Below are 18,283 nucleotides of genomic sequence, written 5' to 3'. Positions count from 1 at the left end.
TCAGTCGACGTTGATGGCGCTGGTCACCGACACGTCGTAGACGACGCGAGTCACGGTCTGGACGAACTCGAAGAATTTCCGCGCCTCGGCCGCGCCGGCCAGCGGCACATAGATCACGTCTTCCGGCATGATCTGCATGTTGGTGGCGGCGAAGACGTTGGCGGCCTCGTTGAAGTCCAGCTGATAGACCACCGGCACCCCCTTCGGCGTTGCAGGCTGGGCGATCCCCAGAGCCTGGGCGACCTCGGGCCGTTCGAAGCGGAAGACCATCACGCGCCGGGCGTTGGCGGTATTGGTGTTCAGTCCGCCGACCTTGGACATGGCGCCGGTCAGGGTCATCGGCCCGGCAGGCATGTCCACCTGGGCGACCGCGTTCAGGGCGCCGAAGGTCGAGAAGCGGCGGGGCTTGTACTGGACGTTGATCACGTCGCCGCGTTGCAGGCGGACGTTCTCGCCGAACTCGGTCGTCACGGCGGTCATCGGGGCCGTATAGGTCCGGCCGCCGCGCTGGATGCTGATGGTCAGATCGTCGGTTTCGCGCGCCGAGCCGCCCGCCGCCGCGATGACGTCAAGGATACGGTCGCTGTTTACGCCAAGAGGCGCTCGGCCCGGCTGACGGACGTCGCCGAAGACATTGACCGTGTTCGAGGCGTTGTCGGCGATCGTGACCAGAACCTGAGGATTGGCGACCTTGCCGGCCAGGGCGCGGCGGATCGCCGCCGCCGCCTGGGGCGCGGTCAGGCCGGAAACGCGGACCTGGCCGGCGAAGGGCACGGCGACCGAGCCGCTGCGGTCCACGGTAACGCCGGGCAGGGATTGGGAACCGCCCGACAGTGTCGGGGTGCGGGCGGCGGCCGAGCCGCCCAGCGTGCCGCCGAACAGGGCGCCCGAAGGATCGAAGATCGAGACGGCCAGGGTGTCGCCCTCGCCGATGATGTCGGCGGGCTGTTCGCTGGAGGCGGCGGCGAGCGTGCCGAAGAACTGAGGCGGCACCGCCTTCATCCGCTCGGTCACCTCATAGGTCAGGGGCACCAGCGCATAGCTGCCCAGGGCTTCAGCCGTGGTCGCGCCCGCATCGACCGATGCGCCGGAAGGTCCGTCGCGCGGCAGGGTTGAGCAGCCGCCCAGGATGGCGACGATGGCGAGGGGCAGGATGGTGCGAGTCATGAAGCAGGTCGGCCCTTGTTCGCGGCTTGATTACAAGTCTTTGGAAGCGCCCGCCAGAGGCGAGACCGACCTCAGGCCGATCGCCTCCGCGACGATGTCGAAATGCGTGGACCAGACCGGCGGGTTCCGAGGCGCGGCCGGCGCTGGCGGGGTTGATGTGGCGCGCTCGATCGCCGCCAGCCAGCCCAGACCGTCGAGCGGATCGATCAGCTCCGCGTCCGGAGTCAGTTCGCGATGCGGCGGAATGTCCGAGGCGATCAGCGAAACCCCCATGGCGACGGCCTCAACCGCCGGCAGATCGAAGCCTTCCACCGAAGAAGGGGCCAGAACCGCTCGCGCGCCCCGCATCAACCGGGCCAGCAGGGCGTCGGACAGATTGGACGCCTGATGCACCACGCCGCGCAGGTTCGGCGACCGTTGCAGATGGTCCAGCACCGCCTCGTTCTCCCAGCCATAGCGGCCCACCAGGACCAGCGAGGGCGTCCGGTCGCCCAGACGCTCTTCCAGTCGTCGCCACAAGGTCAGCAGAAGCGCCAGATTCTTGCGCGCCTCGATGGTGCCCACATGGACGAAATAGGGACGCGTCGCCTCCAAGGCCGCTCCGGCGACGAAGGCGGGCTCCAGACCCAGATGGGCGATATGGACCGGAGGCTGGGGCAGGCCCTCTCGTGACGCGAAGGCGCGCAGCTCGTCGCCGGTATAGGTGGAGTTGACGATGACCCGACTGGCGTGACGCAGGGTGTTGGCGACGCGAGCGTGATGTTTGTCGCCGTCGCCGGGTCGGCAGAATTCCGGGTGGGTGACCGGGATCAGGTCGTGGATCAGGACGACCCGCTCGATCCCCGCCGCCTCCAGGTCCCGCAGGGCCGTCGGATCGTGCAGGGTGGTGTGGCCCACGTTCAGATAGAGGTCGGCGTCGGGCAGGGCGGCGACATGACGCGAGCGGAAGAACTGCTTCATCACCCGGCCCTTGTCGACGGACTTTTCCCCTGCGGGGGCGGGGGGCGGGCTGATCACGGAATCGGCGGGACGGATCGCGGAGGCCAGGGCGGCCAGCAGCCGCGCCTCATGCGCCGGATCGCCCGGCGCCTCGCCCGCGCCGTTCCACCGCGCCCGCAGGTCGGCGACGAACCGGCGGAACCAGTCGGTCTCGACCGCGACCAGCCGGTTCTTGCGGCCCCGCACCGGTATGGTGACGACGTCGGGGCGCGACAGCAGCCATTCGGCATAGGCCAGACAGACCCGATCGACCCCCGTCGGGGCGGAGCGGTCGGCCCGGCTCATCAGCCGGCTGGCGTCATAGAGGATACGCATGACCGGGTGCTCAGGCGACGTAGCCGGCCTGCATCAGTTCGGCGATATGGACGATGGCGGTCGGGCGTCCCTCTTCGACCACGAACAGATTGGCGATCTTGTTGGCCGTCAGAAGATCCACGACGTCGCTCATCCGGGCGTCGGGTTCGACGGTGATCGGATTGGGGCCCATGATGTCGGCCGCCGTCAAATTGGTGATGTCGCGCTGGAAGGCGCGGCGAAGGTCGCCGTCGGTGACGATCCCGGCCAGGGCGCCGTCCGCCCTCAAGACCGCGACCGCGCCCTTGCGACCCTCGGTGATAGCCGAGACCACTTCGCTGAAGGTGGCGTTCAGCGGAACGCTGGCCGGGGCCGCGGCATTGTCCCCCATCCATTCGCGCACGCTCTGCAGGCTCATGCCCAGGGCGCCGCCGGGATGGTGCAGGCCGAAATCCAGGGCGCTGAACTCGCGTCGGTCCATCAGCACCATGGCCAGGGCGTCGCCCAGGGCCAGGGTCATCAGGGTCGAGGTCGTGGGGGCCAGGCCATTGGGACAGGCCTCGGCCACGCTGGGCATGGTCAGACACACGGCGGCGTTGCGGCCCAGGAAGCTGGCGGGACGCTGGGTGATGGCGATGACCGGGATGCCGTTGCGCTGGCAATAGATCAGGGGATCGCGAAGTTCGCGGCTCTCGCCCGAGTTGGAAATGGCCAGCACGGTCACGTCGGGCCGCAGCATGCCCAGGTCGCCGTGGCTCATCTCGGCCGGATGGACGAAGAAGGCGTTGGTCCCGGTCGAGGCCAGGGTCGCGGCGATCTTGCCGCCGATATGGCCCGACTTGCCCATGCCGGTGACGATCACATAGCCGGGGCGGCTCATGATCACATCGACCGCGCGGGCCAGGGAAACGTCGATCGTCCGCTCCAACGCCTCCAGCGCCTCGATATTCAGCCGCATGACCTCGCGGGCGCGGTCGGTCATCACGGCGATGTCTTCTGAGGACGAATGGACGATCTCGGTCATGGTCTGACAGGCCCGCTTCCGGGCTCTCCTTGGTTCGAGGCGCGCGATCTGCCCCATCCCAAGGCCGCACGCAACACGACCTTTCAGACGACTTTGTCGCTTTCGGGTCAACCTTTGCCGCACTGGTGCGTTAAACGACGCTGGGGAAGTCAAAAAGAGTTTGGACTCATATGCCGTCTCACGCCGGAGCCGCCGCGCTGCTGTTGCCTACGCCGCCTGTCCTCGCCGAGGGCGTCGCGTTGTTTCTCGATATGGACGGGGTTCTGGCCCCGATGGCGCCGACCCCGGATGCGGTCGTCCCGGTCGCCCGCCGCACGGCCGCGCTGAAGGCCGTCGAGGCGCGGCTGGAAGGGCGGGTGGCCATCATCAGTGGTCGGACCATCGTCGAGATCGATCGAATTTCCGGTCGCGCCCTGACGTCCGCCTCCGGCGTTCACGGCCTGGAGCGTCGGCTGAAGGACGGTTCGATCGAGCGCGGCGAACCGGACGCCGGCGTGGCCGAGGCCCTGGCCGCCTTCCACGCTTTCGCCGCCGAACGGCCGGGCACGATCGTCGAGGACAAGGGCGTCTCCGCCGGTCTGCACTATCGCCAGGCGCCGGATCAGGCGTCCGCCGCCGAGCAGCTGGCGCAGCGTATTCAGGCTGAAACGGGCCTGAGCCTGCAGCCCGGTCATATGGTGCTGGAGCTCAAGACGCCCGGCGCCGACAAGGGCACGGCCGTGACCGCCTTCATGCAGGACGAACCGTTCAAAGGCGCCGTCCCGGTGATGCTGGGCGACGACCTGACCGACGAGCACGGTTTCGAAGCCGCGGCCGCGCTGGGCGGCTACGGCGTTCTGGTCGGGCCGGAACGCGAGACCGCCGCCCGCTATCGGCTGGACGATGTCGACGCCGTCCTGACCTGGCTCGAAGCCGTGGCGGAGGCCTGAACCGATGAAGCCCAATCTCGATCTGTTTCCCATCGGCAATTGCGCCATCAGCGCCCTGATCGACCGCCAGGGCCGATTCGTCTGGGCCTGCGCCCCGCGCGTGGACGGCGACCCGGTCTTCTCGGCCCTGATGGACGGCGAGGATCCGGAACACGGCTTCTGGGCCGTGGAGCTGGAGGGGCTGAAACACGTCAGCCAGGCCTATGTCCGCAACACCCCCGTGCTGCGCACCGTCCTGACGGCCGAGGACGGAGCGACGGTGGAGGTGATCGACTTCGCCCCCCGCCATCCGAAACATTCACGCACCTATCGGCCTCTGGCCTTCGGGCGGATCGTGCGCCCGCTCGAGGGGACGCCGCGCATCCGCATCCGGCTTCGTCCGTCCGCCGACTGGGGCGCGAAACCGGCCCCCCATACCTCGGGCTCGAACCATATCCGCTTCCAGTGTCCGGATGTGACCTTCCGCCTGACGACCGACTGCCCGGTTTCGCATGTTCTGGAAGAACGGGTGTTCCGGCTGGAACGTCAGCACGCCTTCTTCTTCGGGCCCGACGAAGGCTATGACCAGGACGTCGGCCCGGGCGTTCAGGCGGCGCTGGATCGCACCGTCGCCTATTGGCAGGACTGGGTGCGCAAACTCTATCTGCCGCTGGACTATCAGGAGGCGGTGATCCGCGCCGCCATAACCCTGAAGCTCTGCGCCTATGAGGAGACGGGGGCCATCGTCGCCGCCATGACCACCTCGGTGCCCGAGTTCAAGGAGAGCGGGCGCAACTGGGACTATCGCTACTGCTGGATCCGCGACGCCTATTATACGGTGCGGGCGCTGAACCGGCTGGGGGCGGTCGATATCCTTGAGAACTATCTCGTCTATCTGCGCAACCTGGTCGATGATTCGGCCGGGGGCCATGTCCAGCCGGTCTATGGCGTCGGCCTGGAGCCCGGCATTGGCGAGAGCATCGTCGATACGGTCGAGGGCTATCGCGGCATGAAGCCGGTGCGAATCGGCAATCAGGCGCACGAGCATCTGCAACACGATGTCTACGGACAGATCGTTCTGCCGCTGGTCCAGGCCTTCTACGACCAGCGGCTGCTGCGTCCCGGCACGGTGGACGACTTCTATGCGCTGGAGCGGGTCGGCGAGCGGGCCTTCGCCATGCATGACCAGACCGATGCGGGCCTGTGGGAGTTCCGCACCATCGCCCGCGTCCACACCTATTCCTCGGTCATGTGCTGGGCGGCCTGCGATCGTCTGGCCAAGGCGGCCGAACATCTTGGCCTGACGGCGCGCGTCGACGTCTGGCGCGATCGGGCGACCCTGATCCGCGAGCGGATCGAGGCCGAGACCTTCCTGCCGGACGAGGGCCGGTTCGCCGCCAGTTTCGGCGGGCGCGAACTGGACGCCTCCCTGCTGCAACTGACCGACCTGGGCTTCCTCGACGCTCACGATCCTCGCCAGGTGGCGACCTTCGACGCCATCGAACGCGACCTGAAGAAGGGTCCCTTCCTGTTCCGCTATGTCGAGCCGGACGACTTCGGAGAGCCGGAAACGGCCTTCAACTTCTGCACCTTCTGGTTCATCGAGGCCCTGCATCAGAACGGCCGGGTCGAGGAGGCGCGGGCCATTTTCGAGGAGATGCTGGCCCGGCGCACCCATGCGGGGTTGCTGAGCGAGGACATTTCGGTCGAGGATGGCGAGCTGTGGGGCAACTACCCCCAGACCTATTCCCTGGTCGGCATCATCAATTGCGCCGTGATGTTGAGCCGTTCCTGGACCGACGTGCGTTGATGCGTCGAACGCCTGTCTGATCCCGGGGCTGGGATCGCCGCCGAAGTGAAGTCATGAGTCGTCTAATCGTCGTATCCAACCGGGTTTCCGCCCCGACGGACCCCGCCGCGGGCTCGGCCGGCGGTCTGGCCATGGCCCTGTCCGCCGCGTTGAGAAAATACGACGGCCTGTGGTTCGGCTGGTCCGGCGAGACGGTCGAGGAGTTCACCGGCGAGATGAAGGTCGAGGACCGCGCCGGCGTCACCGTCGGCCTGGTCGATCTGGAGCCCCAGGACGTCGACGAATATTACAACGGCTACGCCAACAAGACCCTTTGGCCCCTGTTCCACCACCGGATCGACCTGGCCCAGTACGAACGGTCGTACGGCGAGGGCTATGAACGGGTGAACCGCCGTTTCGCCGAGGTCCTGGCTCCGGTGATCCAGCCGGAGGACATCATCTGGATCCACGATTATCACATGATCCCGATGGCGCGGGACCTGCGCCGCCTGGGCATACGCAACCGGATCGGCTTCTTCCTGCACACCCCCTGGCCGGCGCGCCAGCTACTGGTCACCCTGCCGCATCACCGGCGGCTGGTGGAATCCATGTTCGACTTCGACCTGATCGGTTTCCACACGCGGGAATGGTGCGACCTGTTCACCGACTATGTGGTCAGCGAGGCGCAGGGCGAGCTGTTCGGCCACGGCGGGCTCGAATGTTTCGGTCGCCGGGTCCAGACCGGCGTCTTCCCCATCGGCATCGACGTCGACGGCTTCCTGGCGGCGCGCAACTCGACCCTGGGGGCCCGGACCTATGACCGGATGGCGGCCTCGGCGGCCTTCCGCGCCATGATCGTGGGCGTGGACCGGCTCGACTATTCCAAGGGGCTGGAAGAGCGGCTGCTGGGCTATGAGCAGTTCCTGCACGACAACCCCTCGATGCGGGGCGAGGTCTTCCTGCTGCAGGTGACGCCGATCTCGCGCGACGACGTCGATTCCTACCAGGATCTGCGCGCGCGGCTGGATTCGTTGGCCGGCCGGGTCAACGGCGCCTTCGCCGACATGGACTGGCAGCCGATCCGCTACCTGAACCGCACCTATCGGCGCGATCAACTGGCCGGCATCTATCGGGCGGCCAAGGTCGGTCTGGTGACGCCTTTGCGCGACGGCATGAACCTGGTGGCGAAGGAATATGTCTGCGCCCAGAACCCGGACGATCCGGGCGTCCTGATCCTATCGCGCTTCGCCGGCGCCGCCGAACAGATGGGCGAGGCCCTGCTGGTCAATCCCTACAGCCGCGAGGAGCTGTCGGACGCCATCCAGAAAGCCCTGACCATGCCCCTGTCCGAGCGAATCCGCAAATGGGAGGCCCTGATGCAGGTGGTGCGCGACACCGACGTCGGCGTCTGGCGCGACGCCTTCGTCAAATGCCTGTTGGCGGTCGAGGGCGAGCCGGAAACGGCTCAGTGGGCGGGCGCGGCCTGATCTAGTCGAGGTCGAACGCCAGCAGCAGGGTGCGCTGGGCCGGGTTGGCGTTGTCGTCGGACAGCAGATACAGCCGCGTCGTCTGTCCGCGCCGTTCGGCCGCGACGCCTTCGAAATTGTCGGTCGTGCCGGGCAGCTTCAGTTCGATCAGGACCGGTCCGGGCGTTCCGTCCGGCGCCAGCCGACGCACGCGGCCGCGCATGTCGAACGGCGGACTGTAGCGGCGCTCGACCATGAACCAGCCCTCGCCCGAGGGGTCGCGATCCAGGCCCGTGCTGCGATAGTCGGCGTCCCTGGGCGCTTGGGCCGGCGGCGGGACGACGACCTGGCAGCGGGCGGGCGTGCAGTCCCAGACGCCGCCGCCTTCTCCAAGGACGCGCCAGCCCCCGCCTTGGCGGGGCAGGGCGGCGGCCAGCCCCTCCATGCCTTCGTTGTCGGCAAAGGCCGCGTCCGGCATGGCCACGGGCGTCGGCGCGCGCGGGGCCGACAAGGGGCCATAGTTCCAGATGCGGTGGCGGCGCTCGAAACTGATCAGCAGGTCGCCCGAACGGGTCAGGGCCAGGCCCTCGGCGTCGCCGTCGAACTTGTCGGTGATCGGTCGGCCGTTCTCCAGCGTCAGTCGACGGGTGGTCAGGCGATCGACGCCGACCAGCCGCCCCTGGGGATCGAGCCGCAGCGCCCCACGCACCAGGTCACCGCCGTCAGATACGGCGACGAACCCGCCGTCGCCGGTCAGCTTAAGGTCCGACAGGCCGTGCAGCGGCGATCCCAGGCCTGCTACGATCTCCACCCCGCCGGCGAAGCGAACGCCGGGGGCCAGCACCGCGCCCGGCAGGCCCAGGCCGACCGGCTTCAGTTCGGCCGGAGCAAAGGTCCAGCCGGCGGCGGCGGCCAGGTCGGGTTGGGGCGGACCCAGGGTGGCGGCGCAGGCCGTCAGGGACAGGGCGACCCAGGCGGCGGCGAGACGGCGTAACCGGCTCATGCCGCCAGCTTCTTTCGCACCCGGCGGGCCGGAACGGCGGCGCTTTCGGCCTCGAACAGCTCCGCCAGTTTCTCGGTCATGGCCCCGGCAAGCTGTTCGACATCGACGATGGTCAGGGCCTTGCGGTACCAGCGGGTCACGTCGTGGCCGATTCCGATGGCCAGAAGCTCGACCGGCGACCGATCCTCGATCTCGGCGATCACCTGACGCAGATGCTTGTCCAGATAGAGGGCGGCGTTGGCCGACTGGGTGGAGTCGTCGACAGGCGAACCGTCCGAGATGACCATCAGGATGCGGCGTTGCTCGGTCCGGGCCAGCAGCCGGTTGTGCGCCCACTGCAGCGCCTCGCCGTCGATGTTTTCCTTCAGCAGGCCCTCGCGCATCATCAGGCCCAGGTTCTTCTTGGCCCGGCGCCATGGGGCGTCGGCGGCCTTGTAGATGATGTGGCGCAGGTCGTTCAGACGGCCGGGGTTGGCGGGTTTGCCGGCCGTGATCCAGGCCTCGCGGCTCTGGCCACCCTTCCAGGCGCGGGTGGTGAAGCCCAGGATCTCGACCTTGACGCCGCACCGTTCCAGGGTCCGCGCCAGGATGTCGGCGCAGACCGCCGCCACCATGATCGGCCGCCCCCGCATCGAGCCGGAATTGTCCAGCAGCAGGGTGACGACCGTGTCGCGGAACGGGCTTTCGCTCTCGGCCTTGAACGACAGGGGCGCCGTGGGGTCGGTGACGATCCGGGTCAGGCGGGCCGTGTCCAGCATCCCCTCTTCCAGATCGAACATCCAGGATCGGTTCTGCTGGGCCAGCAGGCGGCGCTGCAGCTTGTTGGCCAGACGCGACACCACGCTGGACAGGATGGTCAGTTGCTGGTCCAGCAGATTGCGCAGCCGCTCCAGCTCCATCGGGTCGCACAGGTCGGCGGCGTCGACCACCTCGTCATAGGCGGTGGTGAAGACGCGGTAGAAGTCGGTCGCCCGGCCGTCGTCGGCGGTCTGCTGGCGATTGGGCTGCTGGCCCTCGTTCAGTTCGGGCCCGTCCTCGGCCCCGTCGCCGTCGGGATCGGCGGGCGCGCCTTCGGGGCGGCTCTCTCGTTCCTCCTCGGAAGACTGATCGTCGGCGTCGCCCTCCATCGACTGGGAGCCCTCGCCGCCCTCCTCGTCTTCATCCTCGTCGGGTTGGTCCTTGGCCTCGGGCTCCTGGGGATCGGGCTCTTCGTCGCCCGGATCCTCGGACGAGTCCTCGCCGCGTCCGTCGCCCGGATCGAGATCGAGGGCGCGCAGGACGTCGCGCATCTTTTCGGCGAAAGCCGTCTGGTCGCCCGCCACCGCCGCCAAGGCGTCCAGCTTCAGCCCGGCCCGGGTCTCGATACCAGCGCGGACCAGGTCCAGCATGGTCTTGGCGCCGTCGGGCGACGGTCGGCCGGTCAGCCGCTCGCGCACCAACAGGGCCACGGCCTCCGACACCGGCACCCGCTCGGCCTCAGCGATCCGCAGGGCGCCCGTCTTTTCCAGACGGGTGAGCAGGGCCGCGCCCAGATTGTCGCGCACGCCCGCCAGGTACTCGGAGCCCACGGCCTCGACCCGCGCCTGTTCGACCGCGTCGAACACCTCGGCCGCCTTGCTGTCGGCGGGCCGCATGCGCGCGTTGACCGCCGTGTCGTGATTGGCCAGGCGCAGGGCCAGCCGGTCGGCCTGGCCCCGCAGCGAAGCGCTCTCGGGCCCCGACGGATCGCGCGGCGGATGCGGCAGGGTCAGGACGCCGCCGACCAGTTTGGGACCATCCGAACCGAAGACCACTTCCAGCTCGGACTGTTCGGCCAGGGCGCGGGCGGCGTGACCCAGCGCGCGCTTGAAGGTTTCGGCGGGAGTATCCGGGGCGGCCATGGTCTCCAGTTAATCCCTTCGCGCCTGCGATAAAAGCGGCCTTTACGCGGCTTTTCTGATCGGCACCCATCGGCCGTAGCTCAGACAGCGCCAGACCCACTCCAGCGGCCCCATGCTGAACCGCGACAGCCACAGCGGCGACCAGATCAGCTGCAAAGCCCAGACGCCCAAGACCAGGCCCCACATGCCGACATAATCGACCTGTCCGAACAGGCGCGGTCCCCAAGGCATGTAGAAGACGGTGGTCATGATCAGGGTCTGGGTCAGATAGTTGGTGAAGGCCATCTGGCCCACCGGACGCAGGGGCGAGACCAGCCAGGCCGGGCCTCGGCTCACGACCAGAACGATCAGGCTGACATAGGCCAGGGTGACGAGGATCGGGAAGGAGGCGACCGCCTCCGCCAGGCCCCGCGTGGGATGGGCGCCGCGCGCCGCCGTCGCTTCGGACCATTCCAGAACGCCCAACAGGGCCAGCACGGTCCCGCCCAGGCCGATCAGGACCAGATAGACCCAGGTCGGCGCCCGTCCGCTGAGGAAGCCCGACTTGAACAGCCCCATCCCGGTCATCATCAGGGCGACGGTCGAGAAGACGAACATGCTCAGGCTGGCGCCCTGCAGGAAGGCCCAGGACGTCAGGTTCTGGCCCATGGCGCCGGCCCAGCCGCTGCGATAGGCGGCGATGGCGGCCTTGACCGCCTCCATCGTATGCTGGGGCTGGCCCTCGTTCATCGCCTCCACCACCTCCGGCGGACCGGCGACCATCAGCCAGGCCGTCCCGGCCTGCATCGCCCCCAACAGCAGCGTGACTCCCAGGCCGATCCCGATCAGGGCGCCGGCCGGCATCGACCGCATCAGCATCACGAACAGGCCGGACCAGGCGTAGAGCAGCAGGACGTCGCCGTACCAGAAGCCCAGACCGTGGATCAGGGCGATGACCGCCAGCCAGAAAAGGCGCCGGCGCAACAGCCGCCCTCGCGCCTCATCCTCGCGCTCGCCCCCGACCAGGAAGATCGAGGCGCCGAACAGCATCGAGAACAGGGTGATGAACTTCTGGTGGAAGAAGACGTCCACCGTCCAGCGGGCCACGGCGTTGGCGCCGGTCACGGGAAACGGGCTCAGGTCCGCGTCGCCATAGACGATGAAGGGCAGGCCGAAAGAGACGACATTGACCGCCAATATCCCCAGCACGGCCAGGCCCCGCATGACGTCCAGCGTCGGAATGCGGGCCCCCGCCTCGATCGGCGCCAGGCGGTTCGTCGTGCGCGTATCCTCGATCGACATCCGGCTCTCCCCGGCTCGAAGTTCCGGCCCAGGATCAGGGTTTCGGCATCAGTCCCAGGCGATCCTTGACCGCGGGCTTGGCCTCGAAGGCGATGAAGGCCGCGCATAGGCCGGCCCACAGGGCGTAGCTGACGCCGACGATCATGGCGATGGGCAGGCCGCCGACGCCGAAGATCAGAAGGGTGGTCTCGGTCGCGCCCAGGGCCTGCATGACGTCGCCCGCCTCGAACCAGCCGAAGATCGCCATCGCCAGGACCCTGACGACCTGCACGGCCGCCGCGGCCAGACCGCCGAACAGCATGAACCGCCACACCACGCCCAGGCGCGATCCCGGCCGTCCGCTGCGGCGACGCTCCTCGATGACCCGCCACAGGGCCAGTGGCACGACGACCAGGCCGATCAGCAGCACCATCAGCCGCCAGTCCGTCTCCCGCCCCGGCCCGATCGGATTGGGCGGCCACAGCGGCAGGGTCAGCAGCAGCGGCGGCCAGGCCGCCCCGGCCAACGTGGCCAGGATCGGATACAGGGGCGCGGGCCTCGAATGGATGGTCGCCTGACCGGGCAGGTCGGCATAGGTTTCGAACCGGTTCATCGCGTCGGCGCCGGAACGTCGCCGGAATAGTCGTAGAAGCCGCGCCCGCTCTTGCGGCCCAGCCACCCGGCCTCGACATATTTCACCAGCAGGGGGCAGGGGCGGTATTTGCTGTCGGCCAGGCCGTCGTACAGCACGTTCATGATGGCCAGGACCACGTCCAGCCCCATGAAGTCCGCCAGCTCCAGCGGCCCCATCGGATGATTGGCGCCCAGACGCAGCGCCTTGTCGATCGAGGCGACGTTTCCGACCCCCTCGTACAGGGCGAAGATCGCCTCGTTCATCATCGGCACCAGGATCCGGTTGACGATGAAGGCGGGGAAGTCCTCGGCGTCGGTGGTGGTCTTGCCCAGGCTTTCGGCGAAGACGACCGCCGCCGAATGGGTCTCGGCCGAGGTGGCGATGCCGCGCACGATCTCGACCAGTTTCATCACCGGGGCCGGCTTCATGAAATGCAGGCCGATGAACCGGTCCGGCCGGTCCGAGGCCGAGGCCAGGCGGGTGATCGAAATGGAGGAGGTGTTGGAGGCCAGCAGGGTCCGCGGCCCCAGATAGGGGGCGACCTGGGCGTAGACGGCCTTCTTGACCGCCTCGTCCTCCAGCGCGGCCTCGATAACCAGATCGGCGCCGGTTACGGCCTCGGCGATCTGGTCGGTGGTGGTGATCCGGGCCAGGGCCGCGTCGGCGTCGGCCTGATCCACCAGTCCGCGCCCGGCCTGACGCGACAGGCTGGCGGCGATTTCGCCCTGGGCCAGCGGCAGGCGGCCGACGGTGACGTCATACAGCCGGACCGAATAGCCGCCCAGGGCCACCGCATGGGCGATGCCTGCGCCCATCTGTCCGGCGCCCAGGACGGCGACTGTGGTGATCGTGCTCATGAACCGTGGTCGAAAATGGTCGGGGCCGGCACCTTTAGGAACACAGCGGATCGGCGCAAGGGCGGAATCGCCCCTTGATGTCAGAATCCTGACCGCCGTGTCACATCAGCCCAGCATGCCGACCAGGACCGGGGCGGCCGAGGCGTTGAACAGGATGCGGACGAACTGCAGCAGCAGCAGCACGATGATCGGCGAGATGTCGATGCCGCCCAGCGGGGGAATGATGCGACGGAACGGCTCGAGGATCGGCGCGGTGATCCGGTCCAGGAAGTCGGCGATCTGGCTGACGAAGCGGTTGCGGTGGTTGATGACGTCGAAGGCGAACAGCCAGCTCAGGATCGCCTGGATGATGATGAACCAGACCATCAGGCCGATGACGGCGTTCACAAGCCAGACCAGGGCGGTGCCCATATATTACTCTCCTCGAAGTCGCGAACTTCGGCTTCTAGCTGCGACGCGACCATCTCACAATGATCTCCGCGCCCCTGCTTCGATTGCGCGCACAAGCCCGTTGACACCAAGCCCGCCCGCCTTCTATGTCCCGCGCTCGCCTGGAGGCCCGATCCAGCATTGGAAACGGGGCCGTAGCTCAGTTGGTAGAGCGCGTCGTTCGCAATGACGAGGTCAGGGGTTCGACTCCCCTCGGCTCCACCAGGCGGCTCTCGAAATCCTATTTCAACATCACATAGCCGCGCTCGACCATGCGGCGCAGGGCTTCGTAGACTTCGGCGAGTTCGTCGAAGGCGGCGCGGGCGGCGGTCAGGCGGGCGACCTGGTCGGCGGTGACGGGCGAGCCGGAGTGGGCTAGGCGCAGGGCCTCGGCGCCCCATTTGGCGCGGGCGCCGGCGGTCAGGACCGCCAGTTTCTGCAGGGAAGCGGCGTCCAGCCCCGTCAGGGTGTGGCCGATCACCTCCTTGTTGGCGACATAGGCGGCGTAGTCGATCTGTTCCAGCTGGCCGCGCAGGCGCCGCTGCTCGTGCGGATCGGTGTCCTGAGGCTCGAAATGGTCGCTATGGCGACGCACGCTCGAGGTCATTTTGGTCGACATGGCCGAACCTCCATGGCCTTTCCGGACGTCGGTGGAAGGCCACCTGACGTCAAGATTAGAGGAACGGAGTTAACGCCGCGTTGCGCCGGCGCGGCCGACGCCCGATATCGGCTTCATCGTCCCATCTGACGCACGGAGCCCCCTATGGACTTGAAACTCGAAGGCCGACGCGCCCTGGTCTGCGGCGGTTCGTCCGGCCTGGGCCGCGCCGTGGCGGCGGCGCTGGTGGCCGAGGGCGCCCATGTGGCCCTGCTGTCTCGGGACGCGGCCAGGCTCCAGGCCGCGGCTGACGCGCTGAACGCCGCGGGGCCGGGACGGGCCGTCGTGGCGGCGGCGGACCTGGCGGATCACGCGGCCCTGCTGGAGGCCGTCGATCGGGCCGAGACCCTGTTGGGCGGTTCGATAGAGATATTGCTGAACAACACCGGCGGGCCGCCGCCGTCGGGCGTGTCCGGTCTGGACCCCGCGATCTGGCGCGATCATTTCGAGTCCATGGTCCTGTCGGTGTTTCGCCTGACCGACCGGGTGCTGCCGGCCATGCGGGAGGCGGGTTGGGGGCGGATACTGAACGTCGCCTCGATGACGGTGGTCGAACCGTCGGCGGCCCTGGGAGTCTCCAACACCTTGCGGGCCTCGATCGCGGCCTGGGCCAAGACCCTGGCCAACGAGGTCGGGCCGGACGGTGTGACGGTCAACACCCTGTTGCCGGGCCGGATCGACACGCCGCGCATCGAACGGCTGGACCGGGCCACGGCCGAACGGACCGGCGTGACGCCCGAGGCGGCGCGGGCCGAGTCCGTCAAATCCATCCCCGTGGGCCGGCTCGGCGCGCCCGAGGAATTCGGCGCAGTCGCCGCCTTCCTGGCCAGTCCGCTGGCGGCCTATGTCACCGGCTCGCTGATCCGGCTGGACGGCGGGGCGATCAAGGCGATCTAGACGGCGAAGACCAGCTGTCCGTCCGCCGTCACCTCCAGCCGGGCGTCGGCATAGTCGGTCAGTTCCGGGTGGGGCGTGTCCAGACGGTGGGTCTGGGCGGCGGTGATCACCACGACGTCGGCGCCGGCCGCCTCTCCGGCCTTGATCCCGGCCTCGGCGTCCTCGAACACCAGACAGTCGGCGGCGGCGAAGCCCAGGGTTTGGGCCGCCAGCAGGTAGCCGGCCGGATCGGGCTTGCCCTTTTCGACCTGTTCGGCGGTGATCATGACGGTGGGCGGGGTCACGCCGGCGGCGGCGAGACGGGCGCGGGCCAGGGGGACGGTGGCCGAGGTGACGACGGCCCAGCGATCGGGCGGCAGGCGGCGGACGAAGTCGATGGCGCCGGCGATGGGGACGACCCCGTCCACATCCTCGATCTCGCCGCGCTCGACCCAGGCCACCTCGGCCGCCAGATCGATCCCTGACAGGTTCTGGCGACGGATGGTGTCGGCGGCGCGGACGCCGTGGACGGTGGGGACGAAGGTCGCGACGTCCAGGCCGTGACGCTGGGCCCAGCGGGTCCAGACGCGCTCGGCGGCGGCGGTGGATGTGATCAGGGTCCCGTCCATGTCGAACAGGAAGGCCTGATAGGTCTTGGAGGGCGCGCGGGGGGAGGCGGTCATGGCCCTATCCAGCACGCGGGCGGCCGCGACGCAAAGCCTTCGCCGTCTTCATCATCCGCCCTGTAGCGAACTCCAGGTGCGGGCGGTGTCGGTCGAAGCCGACGCGCCGGCGGCGTTGCGGGCCTGAAGCCAGCGCAGGTTCCGTTCGGCCAGCTCCGGCGGCAGTTCGCGGCGCAGGATCTGTTCGGCCTCGCCCATCTTGCCCTGCAGCCCCAGCACCATGGCCAGGTTCTGGCGCACCTTGCCCGAGGCGGCGGGCTGGGCGGCGGCGCGGCGCAACAGGGTCTCGGCGGCCGGGGCGTCGCCCTGGGTCATGGCGGCCATGGCCGCATTGGTCAGGACGTCGGGATTGTCGGGCGACAGGACCAGGGCCTGGTTCCAGGCGGCGCGGGCGTCGTCGAAGCGGCGGACCTGCTCGTAGGCCACGCCCAGCAGCGAATAAGCCCGCCAGTCGCGCGGCGCCTGATCGCGCGCCTTCTCCAGCGGGGCGACGCCATAGAAGGCCTGGCCGCGCGCGATATGGGCGCGGCCCAGCTCCAGCAGGGCGTCGAGATTGTCGGGCTGGACGGTGAGGGTCGCCTGGACCGCCTCGGCCGCCTGGTCGTAGCGACCCAGTTCGCGCAGGGCCTGGGCCAGCTTGACCCCGGCGACGGGATCGGCGGGATTGACCTCCTGTTCCGAAGCCCAGAAGACCGAGCGCGACAGGGCGTCCATCCGCTCATAGGCGGCGCGGGTTTCGGCCGGGGCCGGCGCCCGGACTTGGGCGGCGCGGGTGGGCGCCGGATCGGCCGCGAGCGCCGGGGCGGCCGACAGGCCCAGCAGGGCGGCGGTTGCGAGAAGGGCGGGCATGGGCGACATGGGTGGGGTCCTGACGGTCCTCGGTCGCCCCCAGACTGGCCGGTTCGCGTCAACTGTTGGTTAAGAAGGCTCGTCATGTCCGCAATCCATCCCCTGCTGGTCGCCGCCGAAGAAGGGGCGGGCGCCGTGCCGATCCGGTTTGCGGGGACGCTGGACGGGCTGGACGGGGCCGCGCGCCGCTGGGCCGCGATCCACGGCTTCGAGGCCAAGCCCGGTCAGCTGCTGATCGCGCCGCAGGACGACGGGATCGGCCAAGTCGTCGTCGGGACAGGCCCCGTGTTCGATCCGATGTCGGCGCGGGGCCTGTCGGCCCGCCTGCCCGGCGGTCTGTATCGGCTGGAGGCCGAGCCCGAAGCGGCGAGGACCGCGGCCCATACGGCGGCCCTGGCCTTCCTGCTGGGGGCCTATGTCTTCGACCGCTACAAGGCCCGGCCGGACCGGACGCCGGTCAGGCTGGTCGCGCCCGAGGGGCTGGATCTGGAGGAGACCTCGCGCATCGTCGCCGCCTGCGCCCTGGCGCGCGAGATGGTCGACACCCCCGCCGCCGACATGGGGCCGCTGCAGATCGAGACCATCGCCCGCGAGATCGCCCAGAGCGCCGGCGCCGCGATCACCGTGATCGAGGGCGACGCCCTGCTGGAAGAAAACTATCCGGCCGTCCACGCCGTCGGCCGCGCCGCCGCCCCGCACCGGGCGCCGCGCCTGATCGAGATCGGCTGGAAGCTGGACCGGACTGACCTGCCGCTGGTGGCCCTGGTCGGCAAGGGGGTGGTGTTCGACACCGGCGGCCTGGACCTGAAGCCCGCCGCCGGCATGCGCAACATGAAGAAGGACATGGGCGGATCGGCCCACGCCCTGGCTCTGGGACGGCTGGTCATGCAGGCCGACCTGCCGGTGCGGCTGGTGGTGATCGTGGCGGCGGTGGAGAATGCGGTCTCGGCCGACGCCTTCCGCCCCGGCGACGTCCTGAACAGCCGCAAGGGCCTGACCATAGAGATCGGCAACACCGACGCGGAGGGCCGGCTGATCCTGGCCGACGCCCTGACGCGGGCCGGCGAGCACGAACCGGATCTGACGCTGGACTTCGCCACCCTGACCGGCGCGGCCCGTGTCGCCCTGGGACCGGACCTGCCGCCCCTCTATACCGACGACGAGATGCTGGCGGCCCAGTTGCTGGCGGCCTCGGCGGCGGTGGGCGATCCCCTGTGGCGGATGCCGCTGTGGGCAGGCTATCGGTCGGCGCTGGACACCGAGATCGCCGACATGAAGAACGACTCTTCGGCCTGGGCCCAGGCGGGGTCCGTCACCGCCGCCCTGTTCCTTCAGAAGTTCGCCCCCACGACCGGCGCTTGGGCCCATATGGACATCTTCGCCTGGAACCCTCGCGCCCGGCCAGGCTTCCCCGAAGGCGGCGAGGCGCAGGCGCTAAGGGCTTGTTTCCAATGCCTAAAGACCCGCTATCTCTGAAATTATTCACAAAAACGACGCCTATTAACGG

General features: G+C 68.9%; 17 protein-coding genes and 1 tRNA gene. 6 read left to right on the top strand and 12 right to left on the bottom strand.

From position 1 onward, the window contains the following. Genes H2037_RS12130 through H2037_RS12120 form a run of 3 tightly spaced genes read right to left on the bottom strand, consistent with a single transcriptional unit; the run spans position 1 to position 3,484 of the window. Entirely contained in the window at positions 1 to 1,167 is a 1,167-nt protein-coding gene (locus tag H2037_RS12130) for a polysaccharide biosynthesis/export family protein (RefSeq protein ID WP_292122213.1), read from the bottom strand. Between the two features lie 30 nt (positions 1,168 to 1,197). After that, entirely contained in the window at positions 1,198 to 2,481 is a 1,284-nt protein-coding gene (locus H2037_RS12125) for a glycosyltransferase family 1 protein (protein WP_292122209.1), read from the bottom strand. Positions 2,482 to 2,491: 10 nt separating this feature from the next. Beyond that, on the bottom strand, positions 2,492 to 3,484 hold the full coding sequence (locus H2037_RS12120) for a KpsF/GutQ family sugar-phosphate isomerase (RefSeq protein WP_292122207.1): 993 nt from the start codon (positions 3,482 to 3,484) through the stop codon (positions 2,492 to 2,494). A gap of 170 nt (positions 3,485 to 3,654) precedes the next feature. On the opposite strand from H2037_RS12120, the gene otsB reads away from it, so the two are divergent. From otsB to H2037_RS12105, 3 genes are read left to right on the top strand one after another with little or no spacing between them, the layout of a single operon-like run. Next, on the top strand, positions 3,655 to 4,413 hold the full coding sequence (otsB, locus tag H2037_RS12115) for a trehalose-phosphatase (protein ID WP_292122203.1): 759 nt from the start codon (positions 3,655 to 3,657) through the stop codon (positions 4,411 to 4,413). A 4-nt stretch (positions 4,414 to 4,417) separates the two neighbouring features. Next, positions 4,418 to 6,202: a glycoside hydrolase family 15 protein gene (locus tag H2037_RS12110; RefSeq protein ID WP_292122200.1), complete on the top strand. Its 1,785-nt coding sequence runs from the start codon at positions 4,418 to 4,420 to the stop codon at positions 6,200 to 6,202. 53 nt (positions 6,203 to 6,255) lie between these two features. After that, the gene (locus H2037_RS12105; RefSeq protein WP_292122197.1) at positions 6,256 to 7,668 is read left to right on the top strand and encodes a trehalose-6-phosphate synthase; all 1,413 of its coding nucleotides are present in this window, start codon (positions 6,256 to 6,258) and stop codon (positions 7,666 to 7,668) included. Between the two features lies 1 nt (position 7,669). Here the strand turns inward: H2037_RS12105 and H2037_RS12100 are convergent, their stop codons facing one another. The 6 genes from H2037_RS12100 to H2037_RS12075 all read right to left on the bottom strand — a co-directional run bounded on the left by H2037_RS12100 (position 7,670) and on the right by H2037_RS12075 (position 13,692). Then, on the bottom strand, positions 7,670 to 8,650 hold the full coding sequence (locus H2037_RS12100; protein ID WP_292122195.1) for an esterase-like activity of phytase family protein: 981 nt from the start codon (positions 8,648 to 8,650) through the stop codon (positions 7,670 to 7,672). Beyond that, complete coding sequence (cobT, locus tag H2037_RS12095) at positions 8,647 to 10,530, bottom strand: cobaltochelatase subunit CobT (RefSeq protein ID WP_292122192.1); 1,884 nt, start codon at positions 10,528 to 10,530, stop codon at positions 8,647 to 8,649. The genes H2037_RS12100 and cobT overlap by 4 nt, the downstream gene beginning before the upstream one ends. A 42-nt stretch (positions 10,531 to 10,572) precedes the next feature. Continuing rightward, on the bottom strand, positions 10,573 to 11,811 hold the full coding sequence (locus H2037_RS12090; RefSeq protein ID WP_292122189.1) for a DUF418 domain-containing protein: 1,239 nt from the start codon (positions 11,809 to 11,811) through the stop codon (positions 10,573 to 10,575). 34 nt (positions 11,812 to 11,845) lie between these two features. After that, complete coding sequence (locus H2037_RS12085; RefSeq protein ID WP_292122186.1) at positions 11,846 to 12,403, bottom strand: phthalate transporter; 558 nt, start codon at positions 12,401 to 12,403, stop codon at positions 11,846 to 11,848. Beyond that, positions 12,400 to 13,281: a 3-hydroxybutyryl-CoA dehydrogenase gene (locus H2037_RS12080; RefSeq protein ID WP_292122184.1), complete on the bottom strand. Its 882-nt coding sequence runs from the start codon at positions 13,279 to 13,281 to the stop codon at positions 12,400 to 12,402. Before H2037_RS12080 ends, H2037_RS12085 begins: the two co-directional genes overlap by 4 nt. 105 nt (positions 13,282 to 13,386) lie before the next feature. Beyond that, the gene (locus tag H2037_RS12075) at positions 13,387 to 13,692 is read right to left on the bottom strand and encodes a YggT family protein (protein WP_292122180.1); all 306 of its coding nucleotides are present in this window, start codon (positions 13,690 to 13,692) and stop codon (positions 13,387 to 13,389) included. Positions 13,693 to 13,859: 167 nt separating this feature from the next. Here H2037_RS12075 and H2037_RS12070 point away from each other — a divergent pair. Further along, positions 13,860 to 13,935, top strand: a tRNA-Ala gene (locus H2037_RS12070). Between the two features lie 16 nt (positions 13,936 to 13,951). On the opposite strand, the gene H2037_RS12065 is transcribed toward H2037_RS12070, so the two are convergent. Further along, positions 13,952 to 14,329 (bottom strand): hypothetical protein, encoded by a 378-nt coding sequence (locus H2037_RS12065; protein WP_292122178.1) that lies wholly within the window; start codon positions 14,327 to 14,329, stop codon positions 13,952 to 13,954. A 144-nt stretch (positions 14,330 to 14,473) separates the two neighbouring features. Here H2037_RS12065 and H2037_RS12060 point away from each other — a divergent pair, with 144 nt between their 5' ends. After that, positions 14,474 to 15,265 (top strand): SDR family oxidoreductase, encoded by a 792-nt coding sequence (locus tag H2037_RS12060; RefSeq protein ID WP_292122175.1) that lies wholly within the window; start codon positions 14,474 to 14,476, stop codon positions 15,263 to 15,265. Here the strand turns inward: H2037_RS12060 and H2037_RS12055 are convergent. Together H2037_RS12055 and H2037_RS12050 are read right to left on the bottom strand one after the other, a co-directional pair. Further along, positions 15,262 to 15,927 (bottom strand): HAD-IA family hydrolase, encoded by a 666-nt coding sequence (locus H2037_RS12055; protein WP_292122171.1) that lies wholly within the window; start codon positions 15,925 to 15,927, stop codon positions 15,262 to 15,264. The two genes, H2037_RS12060 and H2037_RS12055, sit on opposite strands and share 4 nt — an antisense overlap. Before the next feature lie 51 nt (positions 15,928 to 15,978). After that, the gene (locus H2037_RS12050) at positions 15,979 to 16,785 is read right to left on the bottom strand and encodes a tetratricopeptide repeat protein (RefSeq protein WP_292122169.1); all 807 of its coding nucleotides are present in this window, start codon (positions 16,783 to 16,785) and stop codon (positions 15,979 to 15,981) included. 75 nt (positions 16,786 to 16,860) lie between these two features. Here H2037_RS12050 and H2037_RS12045 point away from each other — a divergent pair, with 75 nt between their 5' ends. After that, positions 16,861 to 18,252, top strand: coding sequence for a leucyl aminopeptidase family protein (locus tag H2037_RS12045; RefSeq protein ID WP_292122166.1), 1,392 nt, complete (start codon positions 16,861 to 16,863; stop codon positions 18,250 to 18,252). Positions 18,253 to 18,283 lie beyond the last annotated feature (31 nt).

Source organism: Brevundimonas sp. (assembly GCF_013912065.1).
Classification (GTDB): Bacteria; Pseudomonadota; Alphaproteobacteria; order Caulobacterales; family Caulobacteraceae; genus Brevundimonas.
The sequence above is the reverse complement of the archived record's forward strand: the minus strand, read 5'-3'. Positions and strand labels throughout refer to the sequence as shown.